Here is a 20588-nt window from a genome sequence, read left to right as displayed (position 1 = left end):
GGATAAATGAAACATCTTCAAAGTTTTAGTAGCATATTCGCATTGGATTATTCTGTAATTTTGAGGAGAATGAACTTGCCGACTGGTTAAGAGGGTTAATCAGTAAGCAGTGGTAATAATAAGGCATAAAAAGGCATATAACAGAGGGTTAATAAAATGAAAGTTAAAGTACTGTCCCTCCTGGTACCAGCTCTGCTGGTAGCAGGCGCAGCAAATGCGGCTGAAATTTACAACAAAGACGGCAACAAATTAGATCTGTTCGGTAAAGTCGACGGTCTGCACTATTTCTCCGATGACAAAGGCGCTGACGGCGATCAGACCTATATGCGTATCGGCTTCAAAGGCGAAACTCAGGTTAACGATCAGCTGACCGGTTACGGCCAGTGGGAATACCAGGTTCAGGGTAATACCTCTGAAAGCGACAACCAGTCCTGGACTCGTGTGGCCTTCGCGGGTCTGAAATTTGGTGATGCAGGTTCTTTCGATTACGGTCGTAACTACGGCGTGATCTACGACGTAACGTCCTGGACCGACGTTCTGCCAGAGTTTGGCGGTGACACCTACGGTGCTGACAACTTCATGCAATCTCGTGGTAACGGTGTAGCAACTTACCGTAACAACGATTTCTTTGGTCTGGTCGATGGCCTGAACTTTGCTCTGCAATACCAGGGCAAAAATGGCAGCGTAAGCGGTGAAAACGACTCTACTGGCGGTCGTAGCCTGCTGAAACAGAACGGCGACGGCTATGGCGCATCTCTGACCTACAACCTGGGCGAAGGCTTCAGCGTTGGCGGTGCAATGTCTTCCTCTAAACGTACTGCTGACCAAAATGCAGCAGGTGTATACGGCGAAGGCGACCACGCTGAAGTGTACAGCGGCGGCCTGAAATACGATGCCAACAACGTTTATCTGGCAGCGCAATACTCTCAGACTTACAACGCCACTCGTTTTGGTACTTCTAACGGTAGCAGTCCTTCTGATATTTACGGTTTTGCAAACAAAGCGCAGAACTTTGAAGTGGTCGCTCAGTACCAGTTCGACTTCGGTCTGCGTCCTTCCGTTGCTTACCTGCAGTCTAAAGGTAAGGACGTAAGCAACAACACCACCAACTTCGGCGATCAGGATCTGCTGAAATATGTGGATGTTGGCGCGACTTACTACTTCAACAAAAATATGTCCACCTATGTGGATTACAAAATCAACCTGCTGGATGAAAACACCTTCACCAAACAGGCGGGTATTGGTACTGACGATATCGTTGCTCTGGGTCTGGTTTACCAGTTCTAAGACACTCTCAGTAACAAAAAGGGGCCAACTGGCCCCTTTTTCTATCCATTTTTTAGGCTCTTACCCATGACTCGTTTTGGTATACTCTTGCCGCCCTGGCATGAGGATAATAACGAATGGACATAACTTTTTTGCGAGTCGGCTTTCTGGCGACGTTTTTCTTTTTGGCTGCCTGCGACTCTTCCGGTCCGGCGGCGAAAGCAGACGCGCCTGCAGCCACCGTGCTGGAAGGGAAAACCATGGGGACTTTCTGGCGCGTCAGTCTCGTGAATATTGAAAAACATCGGGCGGATGAACTTCGCGCTAAAATCCAGACGCAGCTTGATGCCGACGATCAGCTGCTTTCAACGTATAAAAACGACTCTGCGCTGATGCGGTTTAATCTGTCGAACAGCACCTCTCTTTGGCCAGTGAGTGAGGCGATGGCCGATATCGTCACTGAAGCCTTACATGTCGGCTATAAAACCAACGGCGCCATGGATATTACCGTCGGGCCATTGGTCAATCTTTGGGGGTTTGGCCCGGATAAACAACCGGTTAAAATCCCCGATCAGGCCCAGATTGACGATGCTCGTGCCCGTACCGGCTTGCGACACCTCACGGTCATGAACCAGTACGGACAACAGTATCTGCAAAAAGACATTCCCGATTTGTTTGTCGATCTCTCAACGGTCGGAGAGGGCTACGCAGCGGATCATCTGGCCACTCTGATGAGCCAGGAGGGTATTTCACGCTATCTGGTTTCCGTCGGGGGCGCGCTGGTCAGCCGTGGGGTGAATGCCAGTCAGCAACCCTGGCGGGTGGCGATTCAAAAGCCGACCGACAGTCAAAATGCGGTGCAGGCGGTTGTTGATATCAACGGCCACGGTATCAGCACCTCCGGCAGTTACCGTAACTACTACGAGCTGGACGGAAAGCGGGTGTCGCATGTTATCGACCCGCTAACGGGACGCCCGATCGCACACAATCTGGTTTCGGTGACGGTTATCGCCCCCACTGCGCTTGAAGCTGATGCCTGGGATACGGGGCTGATGGTGCTCGGACCGGAAAAGGCTAAGCAGGTGGTCCGCCAGGAAGGGCTTGCGGTGTATATGATCACCAAAGAAGGGGACACCTTCAAAACCTGGATGTCGCCGCAGTTTAAAAGCTTCCTGATTAGCGAAGCGAATTAAAAAGCAAGGTTGCGGGTTTTTGTCCAGTGGCACTCAGGCATTGTGTGAGTATGCTTGTAAGAGGAGTCCATTATGCAAAACCTGACACTGAACACTGATGAAGATCGCTGGCAGGCGCTGCTGGCCCGCGATCCCCACGCGGATGGCCTGTTTGTCTTTGCCGTTCAGACAACCGGCATTTTTTGCCGTCCATCCTGTCGGGCCCGCCATCCGCTGCGCAAGAACGTCCGCTTCTTTTCTGATTCCCGTCAGGCTGAAGGGGCGGGATTTCGTCCCTGTAAGCGCTGTTTTCCGGACCGGGCCGATCCACAGGCCCATAAGGTGGCCAAAGTTGAAAAAGCCTGCCGCCTGCTGGAGCAGGCGCAAACCCTGACGCTGGAAGCCCTGGCAGAGCGGGTCGCCATGAGTCCGTTTCATTTTCACCGCTTGTTTAAATCCGTAACGGGAATGACGCCAAAAGCCTGGCAACAGGCGGCGCGTGCCAGGCGTCTGCGCAGTGCGCTCTCGCAGGGGGAAAAAGTGACGGATTCTCTCCTGGCGGCGGGATTCCCTGACTGCAGCAGTTATTACCGAAAAGCGGACCAGACGCTGGGCATGACGGCGAAACAGTATCGCAGCGGCGGTCACGACGTGACGGTGCGCTACGCCACGAGTCAATGTGAGCTGGGTCGTTGCCTGGTCGCCGAAAGCGAACGCGGAATTTGCGCGATACTGCTGGGAGACAGTGACGAGCCGCTGATTCAAGAGCTGCGGTCGCTCTTTCCTCAGGCGCAGCCTGAATCGCTTGAAGGCGAATTTGCGCAGCGTATCCATCAGGTGATCCGCAGTCTGGATGACCAACGTGTCGCCCTGGCCCTGCCACTGGACATTCGCGGGACGGCCTTTCAGCAACAGGTCTGGCAAGCGCTGCGCGCCATTCCGTGCGGGCAGACGGCGAGTTATCAGCAGATCGCCAACGCGATAGGTAAACCCAGCGCGGTGCGTGCGGTGGCGGGAGCCTGTGCGGCCAACAAACTGGCAATTATCATTCCTTGCCACCGTGTGGTGCGTCATGACGGCGGTTTGTCGGGTTATCGCTGGGGGACGGCGCGCAAAGCGCAGCTGCTGCAACGTGAGGTTAAAAACCAGGAGGAATAATGCTCGATCTTTTTGCCGATAGCGATCCCTGGCACGAGCTGCTGGCTCCCGGAGCACTGATCCTGCGCCGCTTTGCGCTTGCGCGTACGGCGGCGATTTTCGAGGCTATCGACGCAGTTGCCGCGCGCTCACCGTTTCGTCATATGGTGACTCCCGGCGGTTATACCATGTCGGTGGCAATGACCAACTGCGGGGCGTTGGGCTGGACGACCAACGATCGGGGCTATCTCTATTCCCCCGTCGATCCGCTGACCCACCGTCGCTGGCCGCCGATCCCCGAAGTATTCGGCGCGCTTTGTCATGATGCGGCAGTTGCGGCGGGATACCCGGATTTTCAGCCCGATGCGTGTCTGATCAACCGCTACGCGCCGGGCGCGAAACTGTCGCTACATCAGGATAAGGATGAACCTGACCTGCGGGCCCCCATCGTTTCAGTCTCGCTGGGCCTGCCTGCCGTCTTCCAGTTTGGCGGTTTACGTCGCAACGATCCGCTCAAACGTCTGATGCTTGAGCATGGCGATGTGGTGATATGGGGCGGAGAATCACGGCTCTTTTATCACGGTATACAACCGCTTAAACCGGGTGTTCATCCACAAGCGGGTGAGTACCGCTATAACCTGACCTTCCGCCAGGCATCGAATAACGAATAAAAATAAGAATTATTCTTGATGTGAGCGTCGGGCAGTTTACACTGCTGGCTGTTTTTTCTTGTCCGGATCGCTTTGCATGCAACTACTTCTCCTTGTCTGGCGTCAGTATCGCTGGCCGTTTGTCGCGGTGATGGCGCTGAGCCTTGCCAGTGCCGCGCTGGGTATTGGCCTGATCGCGTTTATCAACGTACGCCTGATTGAAATGGTCGATACGACTTTGTCCGTCTTGCCGGAATTCCTCGGCCTGTTACTGCTGCTCATGGCGGTGACGCTGGCATCGCAGCTGGCGTTGACGGCGCTGGGACACCATTTTGTTTATCGTCTGCGCGGCGAATTTATCAAACGTATTCTTGATACTCAGGTTGAACGCATCGAGCAGCTGGGAAGTGCGTCACTGTTGGCGGGGCTGACCAGTGATGTGCGTGCGATTACCATTGCTTTTGTACGCTTGCCTGAACTGGTGCAGGGTATCATTCTCACTTTTGGATCGGCAGCGTATCTGGCCTGGCTCTCCACCAAGATGTTAGCGGTCACGGCACTGTGGATTGTGGTCACTATTTGGGGCGGCTATCTTCTGGTGGCGCGCGTCTATAAGCATATGGCGGTGCTGCGCGAAACAGAAGACAAGCTCTATAACGACTATCAGACGGTGCTGGAAGGGCGTAAAGAGCTGACCCTGAACCGCGAGCGCGCTGAGCATATTTTCAATAATCTCTATATTCCTGATGCCCGCGAGTACCGTCACCATATTATCCGTGCCGATACCTACCATTTGAGCGCAGTGAACTGGTCGAACATCATGATGCTGGGGGCGATTGGCCTGGTATTCTGGATGGCGAACAGCCTTGGCTGGGCGGATACTAACGTGGCGGCAACCTACTCGCTGACGTTGCTGTTCTTACGCACGCCGCTGCTTTCTGCCGTGGGGGCTTTGCCGACCCTGCTGAGTGCGCAGGTGGCGTTCAGAAAACTGAATCAATTTGCGCTCGCCCCGTTCCGCCCGGAGTTCCCGCGCCCTGAAGCGTTCCCGAACTGGAAAACGCTGGAGCTGCGTAACGTCACGTTCCATTATCAGGACAATAATTTCGCGGTCGGACCGGTCAATTTGACTCTCCATCGCGGCGAGCTGGTGTTCCTGATTGGGGGGAACGGCAGCGGTAAATCGACGCTGGCGATGCTGCTGACCGGACTATATCAACCGCAATCGGGTGAAATTCTGCTGGACGGCAAACCGCTGTCGGTTGAAAAACCGGAAGACTATCGCAAGCTTTTCTCTGCCGTCTTTACGGACGTGTGGCTGTTTGATCAGCTGTTAGGGTCGGAAGGCCAACAGGCGCGACCGGAGCTGGTGGCGAAGTGGATCGAGCAACTGAAAATGTCGCATAAGCTGGAGCTTCAGGACGGAAAAATCCTCAATCTCAGGCTGTCAAAAGGACAGAAAAAGCGCGTGGCGCTGCTGCTGGCACTGGCAGAAGAGCGCGACATTATTCTGCTGGATGAATGGGCTGCTGATCAGGATCCGCACTTCCGCCGCGAGTTTTATCAGGTATTGCTGCCGCTGATGAAAGAGATGGGGAAAACCATTTTCGCCATTAGCCATGACGATCACTACTTCATTCACGCCGACCGATTGCTGGAGATGCGTGACGGTCAGCTAAGCGAATTGACCGGTGAAGAACGCGATGCCGCCTCGCGTGATGCGGTCGCAAGGACGGCATAACATCAGAATGCCGGGTTCGCCCGGCATTAACGTCGTAAAATAGCTGCATTTTTACCCATTTCACCCTGCTGTTTATACTCATTTACATATCCCCGCGCTATTCTTAATGCCATCTCATTTTGTGGATTGATGATTGATGTCTGTCATAAATAAAAACAGCGCAAGGCTGCGCGATCAGGAGCGTGCCCGACTCATCTGGCTGCTCACCACTGATAAAGCGGTCACTTCGGCATTATCAGGTAAATTGACCCTGGCTGAGCAATATGACGTCGGTACTCTCGCCGACGATATTGCTGAGGTAGGGGCGTTAGTTGCCCATCTGCCGCCGCCAGATCTCGCGGATACCCTGGAAGCACTCCCCTCAGAAGAACGTCATGCGTTATGGCGGCTGGTGCAGAATCATGAGCGTGGACAGGTGCTGGTGGAAGCCTCTGAAAGCGTCTGGGACGATCTGATTGATGAGATGAGCGACCGCGATATTCTCGATGCCCTGCAAACGCTGGATATCGACGAGCAGATCTATCTGGTTCAACACCTGCCGCGTAACCTGACCGGACGGTTGCTGGCGTCACTGCCTGCCGATGAACGCGCCCGTGTGCGGCAGGTAATGAACTTTGAGAAGAACAGCGTCGGGGCGATCATGGAGTTCGGGGTGATTATGGTGCGCCCGGATGTCACGCTGGCAACCGTTCAGCGCTATCTGCGCCGTCTGGGAAAAATGCCGGAAAACACCGACAAATTGTTCGTTACCTCGCGCGACAAAACGCTGCTCGGCGAGCTCACCCTGCAATCCATCCTGCTGAACAGCGCGCAGCGCCGGGTCAGCGAGGTGATGGATACCGAGCCGATGGTTTTCTCTCCGGAAGATGATGCAGAAAAAGCCGCCCGAACCTTTGAGCGTGACAACCTGATCAGCGCCGCGGTGGTCGATTCCGTTGGCATACTAATGGGGCGTGTGACGATCGATGAGATCGTTGACGTGGTGTATGAAGAAACCGACAACGATTTGCGCGCGATGAGCGGGATCAGCGCCGGGGAGGATGTTTATGCGCCAGTCAGTAAGGCGGTCAAAACCCGCTGGGCGTGGCTTGCGATAAACCTGTGTACGGCGTTTATCGCTTCGCGTGTCATCGACGGCTTCGAACACACCATCTCACAGCTGGTCGCGCTGGCCTCTCTGATGCCGATTGTCGCCGGGATTGGCGGAAATACCGGTAATCAGACCATCACAATGATCGTGCGAGCGCTGGCGTTACAAAACATTCAGCCTGGAAACTTTACCTTCCTGATCCTGCGTGAAGTCGGGGTCGCACTGATTAACGGCCTGGTGTGGGGCGGGATTATGGGGGGGGTCACCTGGTGGCTGTACGATGATATGGCCCTGGGGGGCGTCATGACGCTGGCGATGGTGCTTAATCTGCTGGTGGCGGCGATGATGGGGGTAATTATCCCGCTGACGATGACCAAATTAGGACGCGACCCCGCGGTGGGGTCGAGCGTCATGATCACCGCCATTACCGATACCGGCGGTTTCTTTATTTTTCTGGGTCTGGCGACGATTTTCCTGATGTAGTCGCGGACTTACGTTTGATACGGGCCGGGATTATTGCCATCACAACGATCCCGCCCAGCACGCCAATCGCCAGATTGCCGGTTGAAACGGTGGCTGCAACGGTCACCAGCATCACCAGCGTTTCGGCGATCGGCGCGTTTTTCATGGTTCCCGGCTGAATGCTGTGCCAGTTGAAGGTCTTGAACGCCACAATCGCCATAATCCCGGCCAGCACCGCCATGGGGATTTTGGCCATCACTTCGCTCAGTCCGGTAACCAGAATCAACAGAACCAGACCCGCTGCGAGCGTCGACACCCGGCTGCGTCCTTTCCCCATCTCAACGTTAACGATTGTTTGCCCGATCATGGCGCAACCGGCGATCCCGCCGTAAAAACCCGACATGATATTGGCAACGCCCAGGCCGATGCTTTCCCGACGTTTGCTGGAAGGCGTTGCTGTCAGCTCGTCCACCAGTTTTGCCGTCAGCAAAGACTCCATCAGACCGACAAAGGCGATACTCAGCGCGCAGGGCCAGATGATACTTAGCGTATGGAGATCCAGCGGTACCAGCAGTTGCGTGAAGCCGGGTAACCCTCCGCTCATCGAGCCTTCGTCACCGACGGTCGGCAGGATTTGCCCACTGATCACGGTGAACAGGGTCAGCAGAACAATCGCAATCAGCGGTGACGGAACACTTTTAATGAACCGGGGGGCCCATAAGACGATAAGGAGTGTCAGTACAAACAGGCCAACGATCAGCGGGCTTTTACTCCAGAAATGCGGTACCTGGGCAAAAAAGATCAAAATGCCAAGGGCGTTAACAAAACCGGTCATCACCGACTGAGGAATAAAGCGCATCAGCCGCGCCATACCCAGTGCGCCAAACAGGATTTGAATGAGACCCGCGAGGATCACGGCCGGCAGAATGTACTGAACGCCGTGCTGATGCACCATTGGGCCAATCACCAGCGCGACCGAGCCGGCAGCAGCTGTCACCATCGCCGGGCGACCGCCGAAGACGGAAAGGGCCAGGCAGAGGACGACCGAGGCAATCAGGCTCACCTTCGGGTCAACGCCCGCGACCACGGAAAATGAGATCACTTCTGGAATCAAAGCCAGCGCGGTAATGACACCCGCCAGCGTCTCGCGCATCAATAATTTGGGTGAGCGGAGCACGCTCGCGACGCGGCCATCATCGGGCGTCAGGGCTGAAGTGTGAGGTAATGACATAAATATTCGCAGGTTAGGGCAGGCTTCCGTGCGCGCGATCACAAAGTGCAGCATAGTAGCGGGGAAAGCGGCGGTTTGCCAGACGACAATTTCAAAGCCCCTACAATTATTCAAACATTTAATTTCACAATTACAATAATTTCTTAACCTTTAAACAATATTTAAAAGTTGTTACCGTTGCCCCGCAGCTTATTTCACCTGCAATTTCCACGTAAAAAGCACGACTACAAGTAAGGCATAAATGATGAAAAAAATGACTGCCATGCTCTTTTCACTGGCCGTGGGGCTGAACGTCGTCTCAATGGCGGCGAAGGCTGACACCCCAAAAGAGCAGGAAACGGATGTTCTATTAATTGGCGGCGGCATTATGAGCGCCACTCTGGGAACCTATCTGCAGGAACTGCAGCCGGACTGGTCGATGACCATGGTTGAACGCCTGGACGGGGTCGCACAAGAAAGTTCGAATGGCTGGAACAACGCCGGTACGGGCCACTCGGCACTCATGGAACTGAACTATACGCCGCAGAAAAAGGACGGTTCCATTAGTATCGAGAAAGCGGTAGAGATCAACGAAGCGTTCCAGATTTCCCGCCAGTTCTGGTCACATCAGGTCAACAGCGGCGTGATGCATGATCCGCACTCTTTCATTAATACGGTTCCGCACATGAGCTTTGTGTGGGGCGATGAAAACGTGAATTTCCTGCGTGCGCGCTATGCCGCGTTGCAGCAGAGCAGCCTGTTCCGCGGGATGAAATACTCGGAAGATCACGCTCAGATTAAAGAGTGGGCGCCGCTGGTCATGGAAGGGCGCGATGCGAACCAGAAGGTTGCCGCAACACGCACCGAGATCGGAACCGACGTCAACTACGGTGAAATTACCCGTCAGCTGGTGGGCGCGTTGCAGAAGAAAGATAACTTCAATCTGCAGCTCAGCACCGAAGTGCGCGGCTTTAAGCGCAATGCGGATAACAGCTGGAGCGTGACGGTTGCCGATCTGAAAAATAACGAAGCCGAACATGTCATTAAGGCGAAATTCGTCTTTATTGGCGCCGGTGGCGCTGCGCTGAAGTTGCTGCAGGAATCGGGTATTCCTGAAGCTGACGACTATGCAGGCTTCCCGGTAGGGGGGCAGTTCCTGGTGTCTGATAACCCGGAAGTGGTGAATCGCCATCTGGCAAAAGTATACGGTCAGGCTTCGGTGGGTGCTCCGCCAATGTCGGTCCCGCATATTGATACCCGTATTCTGGACGGCAAACGCGTGGTGCTGTTTGGACCGTTCGCGACGTTTTCCACTAAATTCCTGAAAAATGGCTCTCTGTGGGATCTGCTGAGCTCGACAACCACCTCAAACGTTATGCCGATGGTGGATGTGGGTCTGGATAACTTTGACCTGGTGAAATACCTGATTAGCCAGGTGATGCTCTCCGATGACGACCGTTTTGCGGCATTGCAGGAATATTACCCGCAGGCGAAGAAAGCCGACTGGCGTTTATGGCAGGCAGGTCAGCGCGTACAAATTATCAAACGCGATCCGAAAGAGGGCGGCGTGCTGCGCCTGGGAACGGAAGTGGTGAGCGATAAAGACGGGACTATTGCAGCACTGTTGGGCGCGTCGCCTGGGGCATCCACTGCGGCGCCTATCATGCTGCATCTGATGGAAAAAGTGTTTAAGGATAAAGTCGCCAGCCCGGAATGGCAGGCGAAGCTGAAAAACATCATTCCGTCTTACGGCACCAAACTGAACGGTAACGTGGCCGCGACGGAACAAGAGCTGGAATATACCAGCGGCGTGCTGCAGCTCAAATACGAAAAACCGCAAACTGCTGACGTTGCGCCTCAGGCACAACCGCAAGCAAAACCTCAGCCGGAATCTAAACCGGTCGCGGATATCGCGCTCTGAGGACAAAAAAGCCGGGTATGACTACCCGGCTTTTTTTAACGCACGACGGCGTTTTCGATTTGCTCGTCTGCTTTCCAGACCCGGTATTTCACGTCGATGTTCTCGGGCGTGTACACAACGATCGGGAGTTTGCTGTTATAGCGCAGCAGGCTGTTATCACCGAGATACGCCGTCACAAACTTCTGCGTTTTCTTCCCATCCGGGCAGGCCATCATGGTTGAAACCGGAGATGTCACGTTATCAAAGACGTAATAGTCGTAGCCCCAGCCTTCCAGCGTTTTGCTCTCCAGTTTGCCGACAAGGCGATGCTGATTGCAGTCTACTTCCAGATTCTGACCAATCAGCAACTCAACCTTAAAGGCTGACTCATCTTCCTGAACCGGGAGCTGAATAACCAGGCGCTTCATGCCCTTATCTGCCTGAGGGTAGGGCGCAATTTTTTCCAGCGGCTGCGTGTTCTGATTGTCGCTGGCAAAGGCGCTGGTGCTGATGCAGGCAGCGGTCAGCAGGGCAAGGGCAAATTTAGGTGCGTTTTTCACAGTCATTCCTTTTATGTCAAACGATGGGTGAAAGACTAGCACAGTGCCCCGGCTTAGACGGTTGGATTTACCTATATTTTCTTTTTGAATAGTTAATTGCACTGCCTGTTTGCTCTTTGTTTAGGTTTAAATGCTGGTATGGAATCAATGAAGCGATCGTGTTAGGGTTAGCGCAAAATAATGTTAGTCATCTGTAAAGGGAAAAGACATGGTTCGCGCAAAGCTTAAAACCCCGGAAGGCAGGAAGTTTTTACTGGCGCTGTTCGTTGTGTTTATGATTGCCGCCGCAGGCGTTGGGCGAGCGACAATTGTCGGTGTTATTGAACAGTACAACATTCCGCTCTCTGAGTGGACGACCAGCATGTTTGTACTGCAATCGGCGATGATCTTTGTTTACAGCATGGTATTCACTATTCTCCTTGCCATTCCACTGGGGATATTTTTCCTTGGCGGCAGCGAGAAACGCTAAACTCCGGCGACCATCATCAAGCCAGCCTGCGGGCGTGAGCAAGAGGGCTTCGTGGTCGCCTTTCCCGGTGTCAGGTTCCTGTCATCCGGCCTCTGGTTCACCGATTTCAGCGGGGATCACATCCGTTGCCGGGCTTCATATATAAGCAATAGCCGTATTCATGAACCACAAAAGGCCATCATTTGATGGCCTTTTGGCGATCTGTTGAGTGTAAACGAGACGCTGATTATTTGCTCTCGGGGATGCTGTACGGATGAGAGAATCAGTTACGCAACCACCTTTATTGTCCAGAAATAGAATGTTTATTCCTGTGATAAAGCGAGCCCACTAATTATCATCCGCGCTGAACACTCAGATTATGCTTGTATGCTTTTTTAGCTGCGACAGGCTCACAGAAAAAGAGAGCAACTCATAATCTGGGTCGCTGGCGTAAACCAGCAAGTGCAGTCCGCGCCACCTCTGCTTACCTGAGAGAACTACTGTTTGTTATCAGGTTACCCGTGGGGGTCCGGGGGCAGCGCAATCACTATTTTCAATTTATCGAGGGAATCGTTAAATGAATTCAAAACCGGGAAAATTTGTTCTGCTGGCAATCGTGCTTTCAGCTTTTTACTCTTTCACTGCGTCAGCAACCGAGCAAGGGTCGCAGCGCCGTGACGCACGTGATACCCGCCAGGACACGCGTCAGGATGCCCGCCAGGATAAACGCTCGTGTGTAGTCAGCAACGATCAAAGTAATCACGACTGCCGTCAGGATAAGCATCAGTCGAAACAAGATGGTCGACAGGAAGCGCGAGACATTAAATACTAACGCCTGAGCATCTCGTATTCTGTATAAATGTGAAATCATGACAGCCCTGCCGCCAGGCAGGGCTTTTTATTGCTTACAGAAATCCCACGTCCGATATCTGTTTTGGTTTTGCCTTACAATCGGAATTTCTGGAAAAACCTGTTGATTTCCCATAGTAATAAGGTGGTTATTTTCGCGAAAAAAATTAACAGGATTATGAGATGAATAATGCTGAACAACTTCAGAATAGATTAATTGCTCGGTTCACGCGGTGCGGCATTGAGCACAGGAATATTGTCTTAGATAATTATTTTGAGTCAGCGCTGTTCTGGTGAAAATGGAGAGTCGGATAGGCGCTGTCAAAAAATTAAAGACACTGTCGCCAGGTATGATTATTGCGTCGGTCCGGGCGCTGGCGGTATGACTCAAGAGGGGCTCTCGTCGCTCATTATCTCTAAATTGCAGACATAAAAAAACCAACCGTAAAAGGTTGGTTTTTTTTAAATTTTGGTCGGCACGGAGAGATTTGAACTCTCGACCCTCGCCACCCCATGACGATGCGCTACCAGGCTGCGCTACGTGCCGATGCAGAAAAATATAGTACCCGTTTACTTGCTGAATGCAAGAGCCTGCTACGCTAACTGATTTAAAATTAATCAGTTAGCGATGAACCGTTTCTCGTCAGTCAGCACTTGCAACAGTAAGCTCAACTGCGGTTTCTGGTCGTGTATTTTCTCACCCTGCAGATTATAGGTCTGGTAATTCCCGTTGCTGTTGAGCACCAGCGTCAGTACAGGGGTTGTCACCGCCAGCGTATTTTCGCTGGCTGCAGTCACCCAGTCGTGTCGGCGCGTGGCGCTGAACAGATCCTGTCCCTGCGAGTATTCATTTGCCGGCGTGCTCACGTGCAGCAACCGTTGCATCAGCGTCGTCATGACGTCCTTATGATCGGTCAGCATGTTGATGCGCTGCGAAGGCGTACCCGGCCAGTGAACGACCAGCGGAACGTGAAGGTTAGGGCGCGACCAGTTCATATTCTTCGCTTCGTCACCCAACGGTACGCCGTGACCTGCCGTAATAATCACCACCGTATTATTCAGTTTACCGGAGTCACGCAATGCGCTTATGACGCGCGCAATCTGCGCATCGACATCACTTGCGGCACGGCTATAGCGGCGCGTAAAGCCTTTTTGATTGCTGTCATCAAGCGTGGTGCCATTCAACGCGACCCATGAGAACCAGCGCGTGTCTTCCTGGGCATAACGATTGAGCCAGTTAACCCACTGACTGGCAGTCTGTTGGTCGGACTGACTGCGTGGCGCAGGTAATGAGAAATCAGACAGCAGCGCCTGGCGATAGAGTGGGCTGCTGAATCCGTCAGAGGAGAACAGCCCAAGCTGATATCCCTGCTGATTCAGTGAGGTAACCAGCGCAGCCGGGATGCGGGCTGACAGTACGCCGTCCATATAGCCGGCAGAGATACCGTAGAACAGGCCAAAAATACCCGCATCGGTGTTATTCCCCGAACTCATATGCTGAGTGAAATTGATGTTCTGCTCTGCAAATTCAGCAAGCGCAGGCATCTGTTTTTCATAGCGAGAATAGTTCAGGCTGTCGACGGTAATCAGCAATACGTTTTGGCCCTGGCCCATATCGCGATAGCGCAGGTCACTCAACGGATACTGAACCGACACGGCTTCCGGATTGCCTTGTTCTACCAGACGACGCTGATACTCCTGCGCATCCAGCAGACCGTGTTTTTCAAGAAAACGACGCGCCGTCATGGGGTAGGAGAGCGGCAAATTGGCGCGCTGCATGGTAATCGGGCGATAGAAGTTCGCATCGGCCCAGATATACATAATATGCGAGCTGATAAACGCCACAAAAAACAGCCCGGCGACAGGCTTGGCGTAGTGACGGCGGCGGGTCAAACTCCGCAGCTTTTGCCAGCTCCAGGTGGCAAACAGCATCTCAATCAGCAGAATGACGGGCACGCTAATAAACATCAGCTGCCAGTCACGTGCGGTTTCGTTCTGGTCGGGATTGATCACCAGTTCCCAGACAACCGGGTTGAGATGCAGGTGGAAGCGAGTGAAAACTTCGCTGTCGATCAGCAGCAGGGTCATTCCAGCGGTGGCAAGAATGGCGGATAAGAACCGCATCAGCCGCTGCGACATGACGATAAACGTCAGAGGAAACAGAATCAGCAGATAAGTGGCGAAAACTAAAAAGCTGAAGTGCCCAACAACGCTCACCCAGGAGTAGATACGCCCGATCAGCGTCGTTGGCCAGTCGGCCACGAACAGATAACGACTGCCCAGCACCATGCCCAACAAAATGTTGAACAGGGCAAACCAGTGCCCCCAGCTTACCATCTGGGAGACTTTTTCGCGGTAGCGCTGACGATTCGTCACCATAGACTGTCGTTCGTTTCCCTTAGTGCGCCTGGTCGTCGCTGACTGAAGACTGCAATGCCTGGGCGAATGATTTTGCGATCGCCTGACGCTGAGCCGGAGCAACGCTGGTATTGATAAGGTTGGTGACCATATTTCCCAGAACCATCAGGGAGAGATCGGTCGGCGTTTTATGTTTTTCAAGTACGTTGACCAGCTCACTGAGCAGTTGTTCAACGTGTTCATCACTATAGCGGGAATGTTGTGGCATAAATCAAAATCAGTTTGTTGATGAAAGGGCAACATATTACCGTAGCAACAGCTTTTTTTCCCCTTTTTTATCTTCTGTTGCACACATGCGTTGGTGGTGGTTGAATACCGCCGGTCTAAAAGGAGAGTTTATCATGAGTCTGGATATCAACCAGATTGCTTTGCACCAGCTTATCAAGCGTGATGAGCAAACCCTGGAGCTGGTGCTTCGCGATTCGTTACTGGAACCAACGCCTACCGTTGTGGAAATGATGGCGGAGCTACACCGCGTTTACAGCGCCAAAAATAAAGCCTACGGCATGTTCAACGAAGAGAGTGAACTGGCTGAAAGCTTGCGTTTGCAGCGTCAGGGCGAAGAAGACTTTCTGGCCTTCAGCCGAGCGGCGACCGGGCGTCTGCGTGACGAACTGGCAAAGTATCCGTTTGCCGATGGTGGCATCGTCCTGTTCTGCCAGTACCGCTATCTGGCGGTGGAATATCTGCTGGTAACGGTACTCAACAATCTGAGCAGTATGCGTGTCAATGAACAACTGGATATCAGCTCGACGCACTATCTGGACATCAACCATGCCGATATCGTGGCGCGTATTGATTTAACCGAATGGGAAACCAACCCGGAGTCGACCCGCTATCTGACCTTCCTGAAAGGGCGCGTGGGCCGTAAAGTCGCCGACTTCTTTATGGATTTCCTGGGAGCCAGCGAAGGCCTGAACGCGAAAGCGCAGAACAAAGGGCTGCTGCAGGCTGTCGATGATTTCACCGCAGAAGCGCAGCTCGATAAATCTGAGCGTCAGAACGTGCGTCAGCAGGTTTACAGCTACTGCAATGAACAGCTTCAGGCGGGTGAAGAGATTGAGCTGGAGTCTCTGTCGAAAGAGCTTTCAGGCGTCAGCGAGGTCAGCTTCCATGAGTTTACGGCGGATAAAGGCTATGAGCTGGAAGAGAGCTTCCCGGCCGATCGCAGCACGCTGCGTCAGCTTACCAGGTTTGCCGGAAGCGGTGGCGGGTTAACGGTCAATTTTGATGCCATGCTGCTGGGCGAGCGTATTTTCTGGGATCCGGCGACAGATACGTTGACCATCAAAGGCACGCCGCCAAACCTGCGCGATCAGCTGCAACGTCGGACTTCCGGCGGCAAATAGCAGACATAAAAAAACCCCGCAGCGCGGGGTTTTTCTCAACTTGTCAGCGATTACGCGCGAACGAAGTCGATGTGAGACAGTTTTGGCTTGAACGGGTGACGCTGAACAGCCTGAACTTTCACTTTTTCTTCTTTACCATCGATAACGATAGTCAGAACTTCGCTGTAGAACCCTTCTTTAGTCTGCTGGTTCCAGACTTTGTCTTGTTCCAGTTCGATAGCAACTGGAGCAGCTTCGCCACCATAAATGATAGCCGGGAACTTGTTAGCTGCGCGCAGGCGGCGGCTCGCACCCTTACCCTGCACATTACGTACTTCTGCGTTGATAGTGAACATTGATTTCTCTCTGTAAATAAGTCCTGCTACAGGCGACCCAGCAGCAGGTAAGTGTTCTGCCTCACGGATGTGAAGCGGGCGGCATTTTATACTCAATCGCGCCTCACATCAATGAAAAGTCCCGTTAACCTCGTAATTCATTGGCCCGGCGAAAACGGCCTTCATAATCGAAAACCTTCTCTCGCACTTGCCAGAACTGACCTTTTTTACGCGCAACAACAAAATCAGGATGACGTAATAGCGCCTGCTTCTGAACGATATCGTCGACGGTGATCCAGCGTAACGGCACGCCCGGCGTGCGGGTGTGCGGGCGCATAAACAGCTGCTCAAAGGCCATGCGTTGGGCGGGCGTGTGCAGACGAAAACGCTCGCTGACGTCTGCGCCATCTTCATCGTAATAGGTGATTTTCAGCCATTCCCCTTTCTCATCCGCACCGGGCTGCAACGCCATTCCCGAGCTGCGCAGAACCAAAGCGTCTTTGAGCTTCAGCGCAGCTTTCAGCATGTCATCGGGATCGACAAGCACCGTATCGCACTCGCGACAGCGCCGTGCAGCGATGTCATTTTCGGCGTTGCATTGCGGACAATTTTTAAAGCGAAAACGGTAATCGCACTGTTCGCGGTGGCCATCATCATCTTCGAACCACCCCTGACAACGGCGGCCAAAGTGCTCAATCAATGTGCCGTCAGCGGTGGTTTTCCCCCAGAAAGTATTCGCAAAGCCGCAGGCAGGGCAAAAGACCTGCACCGGCACATTGCCGCTTTTTCCCTTGGGGGTGCCCACTTCGGGCGCATAAAGATCGTGCGGATTGCCCGCGTAATCGAGGATCAGACAGTCGGTTTTGCCCGGTGCGAGCCGTAATCCGCGCCCGACAATCTGTTGATACAGGCTCACGGACTCGGTCGGGCGCAAAATGGCTATCAGGTCGACGTGCGGGGCGTCAAACCCGGTCGTCAGCACCGACACATTCACCAGGTAGCGGAACTGCTGCGCCTTAAAGGCTTCGATCAGCGTGTCACGTTCCGGGCCCGGCGTCTCGCCGGTAATTAACGCGGCGTCACTGGCGGGGAGCAGGCCGGTGATTTCCCGCGCGTGTTCCACCGTGGCGGCGAAAATCATGACCCCTTTTCTTGTCCGGGCGAACTCTTCAATCTGGCTGATGATATGCGGCGTGATGCGTTTTTGTTTTTTCAGCTCATGGTTCAGATCCGCCTCACTAAACAGGCCGTTGCTTTGCGCCTGCAGACGGCTGAAATCATACTGCACCACTGGCATATCCAGACGCTCCGGAGGGGTGAGATAGCCATGCTTAATCATGTAGCGAAGCGGTAGCTCGTAGATGCAATCGCGGAACAGCGCTTTCTCGTCGCCACGCACCATGCCGTGATAATGAAACTGATAAATCCAGCCTTTGCCCAGACGGAAAGGCGTGGCGGTCAGGCCCAGCAGGCGAACATGAGGGTTTACTGTTTTCAGATGGGTGAGGATTTGCTGATACTGGCTGTCGTCATCATCGCTGATGCGGTGGCATTCATCGACGATCAGCAGTGAAAATTCACTGCGAAACCGTTCAAGATTACGCGCCACGGATTGCACGCTGCCAAACACCACTTTGCCATGGCTCTCTTTGCGTTTCAGCCCGGCGGCGAAAATGTCGGCTTCAAGCCCCAGCGCACAGTATTTGGCGTGGTTCTGCGCGACCAGCTCTTTGACGTGCGCCAGTACCAGTACCCGGCCTCGCGCCAGACGTGCAAGCTCAGCGATCACCAGACTTTTGCCAGCACCGGTCGGCAGCACAATAGCGGCGGGTTCTGTGTGTTTGCGAAACCAGGCGAGGGTGGCGTCAACGGCCTCCTGCTGGTAGGGGCGAAGTGTAAAAGTCATGGGTTCTCGATTTTGTTATCTCGCACATAGTATGCCACGAAACTTTTTCCCTTGAGTGGCGCGTCCAGACCGCTATACTGGACAGTTCTTGACTGCTTCTTTTTCGGACATGTGGTCCGACTTCCAGCACCATTAAGGCTAAAAAGATTTCATGCGACTTGATAAGTTTATCGCTCAGCAACTCGGCGTAAGCCGCGCTATTGCCGGGCGTGAAATTCGCGCCAGCCGCGTTACTGTGGATGGCGATATTGTGAAAGATAGTGCTTTCAAACTCCAGCCAGAACATGAGGTGGAGTTCGACGGCAACACGTTGACCCAGCAGAACGGCCCGCGCTACTTCATGCTCAACAAGCCGGAAGGCTACGTGTGCTCGACCGATGACCCGGATCATCCGACGGTGCTCTATTTCCTCGACGAACCGGTGGCGCATAAGCTCCACGCGGCAGGGCGCCTGGATATTGACACCACCGGGTTGGTGCTGATGACCGATGACGGTCAGTGGTCGCACCGTATAACCTCTCCGCGCCATCACTGCGAAAAAACCTATCTGGTCATGCTCGAATCCCCCGTTGCCGACGACACCGCCGAGCAGTTCACTCGTGGCGTGCAGTTGCATAACGAAAAAGATCTGACCAAACCCGCCGTTCTTGAGGTCATCACCCCAACAGAAGTGCGCCTGACCATCACCGAAGGGCGCTACCACCAGGTGAAGCGGATGTTCGCTGCCGTTGGCAACCGTGTTGTGGGGCTGCATCGCGAACGTATTGGTGACATTGCACTCGATCCCGAGCTTGAGCCCGGTGAATACCGCCCGTTGACGGAAGAAGAAATTGCCAGCGTTGGCATGCCTTCACGCTAATTTCAGGAGCACAATGTGACCACCAGGCCACACTCATCAATCAGCATTGTTTTTATCCTGGGTTTACTGGCGATGCTGATGCCGCTGTCTATCGACATGTATCTGCCTGCACTCCCGGTCATTTCCGCGCAGTTTGGCGTACCGGCAGGCAGCGCGCAAATGACGCTCAGTACCTACATCCTCGGTTTTGCCGTCGGGCAATTGTTATATGGCCCAATGGCAGACAGTATCGGCCGTAAGCCGGTTATCCTGGGGGGAACGCTGGTATTTGCGGGTGCTGCGGTGGCCTGTGCGTTGGCACAAACGATCGATCAGCTGATTGTCATGCGCTTTTTCCATGGCCTGGCGGCAGCCGCCGCGAGCGTGGTGATTAACGCTCTGATGCGTGATATCTATCCGAAGGAAGAGTTCTCCCGCATGATGTCGTTTGTCATGCTGGTGACAACGATTGCACCTTTACTGGCACCGATGATCGGCGGCGCTGTACTGGTCTGGCTTAGCTGGCACGCCATTTTCTGGATCCTGGCGATCGCCGCTCTGCTGGCATCCGCGATGATCTTCTTTTTCATTGATGAAACCCTGCCGGTCGAACGTCGGCAAAAGTTTCACATCCGTACCACAATCGGTAATTTCGCTTCGCTGTTTCGCCATAAGCGCGTCCTCAGCTATATGTTGGCAAGCGGCTTCAGCTTTGCGGGGATGTTCTCATTCCTCAGCGCCGGGCCATTTGTTTACATCGAAATTAACCACGTCTCACCGCAGCATTTTGGCTACTACTTCGCGCTAAACATTGTGTTCCTGTTTGTGATGACCATCATTAACAGCCGCTTTGTTCGTCGGGTGGGGGCGTTAAACATGTTCCGCGCGGGGCTGTGGATCCAGTTTGTGATGGCGATCTGGATGGTGTTCAGCGCGTTCTTCGATGTTGGCTTCTGGGCATTGGTCGTCGGCGTGGCGGCCTTTGTCGGCTGCGTGTCGATGGTGTCGTCGAATGCGATGGCGGTGATCCTGGATGAATTCCCGCATATGGCCGGAACCGCATCATCGCTGGCGGGCACGTTCCGTTTTGGCATTGGCGCGATTGTCGGCGCACTGCTGTCAATGGCCACCTTTAACACCGCGTGGCCGATGATTTGGTCTATCGCATTTTGCGCGACCTGTTCGATTCTCTTCTGTCTGTACGCCAGTCGGCCCAGAAAATCGGCTAACTGATGCATGAAAAGGGGCCAAAGCGGCCCCTTTTTTTGATACGCATCA

18 protein-coding genes and 1 tRNA gene are annotated in these 20588 nt (G+C 53.7%); 12 read left to right on the top strand and 7 right to left on the bottom strand.

The window, feature by feature from the left end; genetic code table 11:
- The first annotated feature begins 156 nt into the window (after positions 1–156).
- From SOM82_RS13800 to mgtE, 6 genes are all read left to right on the top strand, one after another.
- Complete coding sequence (locus SOM82_RS13800) at positions 157–1287, top strand: porin OmpC (RefSeq protein WP_154127414.1); 1131 nt, start codon at positions 157–159, stop codon at positions 1285–1287.
- Positions 1288–1403: 116 nt separating this feature from the next.
- Positions 1404–2459: an FAD:protein FMN transferase ApbE gene (gene apbE / locus SOM82_RS13795; protein ID WP_320459755.1), complete on the top strand. Its 1056-nt coding sequence runs from the start codon at positions 1404–1406 to the stop codon at positions 2457–2459.
- Positions 2460–2531: 72 nt separating this feature from the next.
- Positions 2532–3596 carry a bifunctional DNA-binding transcriptional regulator/O6-methylguanine-DNA methyltransferase Ada gene (gene ada / locus SOM82_RS13790; protein WP_320459756.1) on the top strand — a complete coding sequence of 355 codons (1065 nt, stop codon included), beginning with the start codon at positions 2532–2534 and terminating at the stop codon, positions 3594–3596.
- Positions 3596–4246, top strand: a complete 651-nt coding sequence (alkB, locus tag SOM82_RS13785) for a DNA oxidative demethylase AlkB (protein WP_320459757.1) — start codon at positions 3596–3598, stop codon at positions 4244–4246. Before ada ends, alkB begins: the two co-directional genes overlap by 1 nt.
- A gap of 76 nt (positions 4247–4322) precedes the next feature.
- Positions 4323–5966, top strand: a complete 1644-nt coding sequence (locus SOM82_RS13780; RefSeq protein ID WP_320459758.1) for a multidrug ABC transporter permease/ATP-binding protein — start codon at positions 4323–4325, stop codon at positions 5964–5966.
- 136 nt (positions 5967–6102) lie between these two features.
- Positions 6103–7539 carry a magnesium transporter gene (gene mgtE / locus SOM82_RS13775; RefSeq protein ID WP_154127409.1) on the top strand — a complete coding sequence of 479 codons (1437 nt, stop codon included), beginning with the start codon at positions 6103–6105 and terminating at the stop codon, positions 7537–7539.
- Here the strand turns inward: mgtE and SOM82_RS13770 are convergent.
- On the bottom strand, positions 7502–8803 hold the full coding sequence (locus tag SOM82_RS13770) for a SulP family inorganic anion transporter (RefSeq protein WP_320459859.1): 1302 nt from the start codon (positions 8801–8803) through the stop codon (positions 7502–7504). The two genes, mgtE and SOM82_RS13770, sit on opposite strands and share 38 nt — an antisense overlap.
- Before the next feature lie 190 nt (positions 8804–8993).
- On the opposite strand from SOM82_RS13770, the gene mqo reads away from it, so the two are divergent.
- Positions 8994–10649: a malate dehydrogenase (quinone) gene (gene mqo / locus SOM82_RS13765; RefSeq protein ID WP_154127408.1), complete on the top strand. Its 1656-nt coding sequence runs from the start codon at positions 8994–8996 to the stop codon at positions 10647–10649.
- Between the two features lie 35 nt (positions 10650–10684).
- Here the strand turns inward: mqo and eco are convergent, their stop codons facing one another.
- Positions 10685–11194 (bottom strand): serine protease inhibitor ecotin, encoded by a 510-nt coding sequence (gene eco, locus SOM82_RS13760; protein ID WP_320459759.1) that lies wholly within the window; start codon positions 11192–11194, stop codon positions 10685–10687.
- Between the two features lie 202 nt (positions 11195–11396).
- Between eco and SOM82_RS13755 the strand changes: the two genes are divergently transcribed.
- Positions 11397–11657, top strand: coding sequence for a DUF2534 family protein (locus SOM82_RS13755; protein WP_154127406.1), 261 nt, complete (start codon positions 11397–11399; stop codon positions 11655–11657).
- Between the two features lie 556 nt (positions 11658–12213).
- The gene (locus SOM82_RS13750) at positions 12214–12468 is read left to right on the top strand and encodes a hypothetical protein (protein WP_154127405.1); all 255 of its coding nucleotides are present in this window, start codon (positions 12214–12216) and stop codon (positions 12466–12468) included.
- Positions 12469–12955: 487 nt separating this feature from the next.
- Here the strand turns inward: SOM82_RS13750 and SOM82_RS13745 are convergent.
- The 3 genes from SOM82_RS13745 to SOM82_RS13735 all read right to left on the bottom strand — a co-directional run bounded on the left by SOM82_RS13745 (position 12956) and on the right by SOM82_RS13735 (position 15111).
- A tRNA-Pro gene (locus SOM82_RS13745) sits at positions 12956–13032 on the bottom strand.
- A 71-nt stretch (positions 13033–13103) separates the two neighbouring features.
- Positions 13104–14864: an LPS biosynthesis-modulating metalloenzyme YejM gene (gene yejM, locus SOM82_RS13740; protein WP_320459760.1), complete on the bottom strand. Its 1761-nt coding sequence runs from the start codon at positions 14862–14864 to the stop codon at positions 13104–13106.
- Between the two features lie 19 nt (positions 14865–14883).
- Complete coding sequence (locus tag SOM82_RS13735) at positions 14884–15111, bottom strand: YejL family protein (protein ID WP_001135586.1); 228 nt, start codon at positions 15109–15111, stop codon at positions 14884–14886.
- Positions 15112–15244: 133 nt separating this feature from the next.
- Between SOM82_RS13735 and yejK the strand changes: the two genes are divergently transcribed.
- Positions 15245–16252: a nucleoid-associated protein YejK gene (gene yejK, locus SOM82_RS13730; protein ID WP_154127403.1), complete on the top strand. Its 1008-nt coding sequence runs from the start codon at positions 15245–15247 to the stop codon at positions 16250–16252.
- Between the two features lie 50 nt (positions 16253–16302).
- On the opposite strand, the gene rplY is transcribed toward yejK, so the two are convergent.
- Both rplY and radD read right to left on the bottom strand, forming a co-directional pair.
- Positions 16303–16587: a 50S ribosomal protein L25 gene (gene rplY, locus SOM82_RS13725; protein ID WP_154127402.1), complete on the bottom strand. Its 285-nt coding sequence runs from the start codon at positions 16585–16587 to the stop codon at positions 16303–16305.
- Between the two features lie 124 nt (positions 16588–16711).
- Entirely contained in the window at positions 16712–18472 is a 1761-nt protein-coding gene (gene radD, locus SOM82_RS13720; RefSeq protein WP_320459761.1) for a DNA repair helicase RadD, read from the bottom strand.
- A gap of 151 nt (positions 18473–18623) precedes the next feature.
- On the opposite strand from radD, the gene rsuA reads away from it, so the two are divergent.
- Positions 18624–19331, top strand: coding sequence for a 16S rRNA pseudouridine(516) synthase RsuA (gene rsuA / locus SOM82_RS13715; protein WP_154127400.1), 708 nt, complete (start codon positions 18624–18626; stop codon positions 19329–19331).
- 15 nt (positions 19332–19346) lie between these two features.
- A complete protein-coding gene (locus SOM82_RS13710) occupies positions 19347–20543 on the top strand; it encodes a Bcr/CflA family multidrug efflux MFS transporter (protein WP_320459762.1) in 1197 nt (398 codons plus the stop codon).
- Positions 20544–20588 lie beyond the last annotated feature (45 nt).

Origin of the sequence: Lelliottia sp. CFBP8978, assembly GCF_034046055.2 — a bacterium.
Classification (GTDB): domain Bacteria; phylum Pseudomonadota; class Gammaproteobacteria; order Enterobacterales; family Enterobacteriaceae; genus Enterobacter.
This window is presented reverse-complemented; position numbering and strand designations above follow the sequence as displayed.

Bases quoted from the DNA above. Each gene is read 5' to 3' on its own strand.
- apbE (WP_320459755.1), top strand. From the start codon at position 1,404: ATGGACATAACTTTTTTGCGAGTCGGCTTTCTGGCGACGTTTTTCTTT.
- SOM82_RS13770 (WP_320459859.1), bottom strand. From the start codon at position 8,803: ATGCTGCACTTTGTGATCGCGCGCACGGAAGCCTGCCCTAACCTGCGA.
- rplY (WP_154127402.1), bottom strand. From the start codon at position 16,587: ATGTTCACTATCAACGCAGAAGTACGTAATGTGCAGGGTAAGGGTGCG.
- SOM82_RS13780 (WP_320459758.1), top strand. From the start codon at position 4,323: ATGCAACTACTTCTCCTTGTCTGGCGTCAGTATCGCTGGCCGTTTGTC.
- ada (WP_320459756.1), top strand. From the start codon at position 2,532: ATGCAAAACCTGACACTGAACACTGATGAAGATCGCTGGCAGGCGCTG.
- yejM (WP_320459760.1), bottom strand. From the start codon at position 14,864: ATGGTGACGAATCGTCAGCGCTACCGCGAAAAAGTCTCCCAGATGGTA.
- rsuA (WP_154127400.1), top strand. From the start codon at position 18,624: ATGCGACTTGATAAGTTTATCGCTCAGCAACTCGGCGTAAGCCGCGCT.
- SOM82_RS13735 (WP_001135586.1), bottom strand. From the start codon at position 15,111: ATGCCACAACATTCCCGCTATAGTGATGAACACGTTGAACAACTGCTC.
- SOM82_RS13750 (WP_154127405.1), top strand. From the start codon at position 12,214: ATGAATTCAAAACCGGGAAAATTTGTTCTGCTGGCAATCGTGCTTTCA.
- eco (WP_320459759.1), bottom strand. From the start codon at position 11,194: ATGACTGTGAAAAACGCACCTAAATTTGCCCTTGCCCTGCTGACCGCT.
- radD (WP_320459761.1), bottom strand. From the start codon at position 18,472: ATGACTTTTACACTTCGCCCCTACCAGCAGGAGGCCGTTGACGCCACC.
- mgtE (WP_154127409.1), top strand. From the start codon at position 6,103: ATGTCTGTCATAAATAAAAACAGCGCAAGGCTGCGCGATCAGGAGCGT.
- mqo (WP_154127408.1), top strand. From the start codon at position 8,994: ATGAAAAAAATGACTGCCATGCTCTTTTCACTGGCCGTGGGGCTGAAC.
- SOM82_RS13800 (WP_154127414.1), top strand. From the start codon at position 157: ATGAAAGTTAAAGTACTGTCCCTCCTGGTACCAGCTCTGCTGGTAGCA.
- yejK (WP_154127403.1), top strand. From the start codon at position 15,245: ATGAGTCTGGATATCAACCAGATTGCTTTGCACCAGCTTATCAAGCGT.
- alkB (WP_320459757.1), top strand. From the start codon at position 3,596: ATGCTCGATCTTTTTGCCGATAGCGATCCCTGGCACGAGCTGCTGGCT.
- SOM82_RS13755 (WP_154127406.1), top strand. From the start codon at position 11,397: ATGGTTCGCGCAAAGCTTAAAACCCCGGAAGGCAGGAAGTTTTTACTG.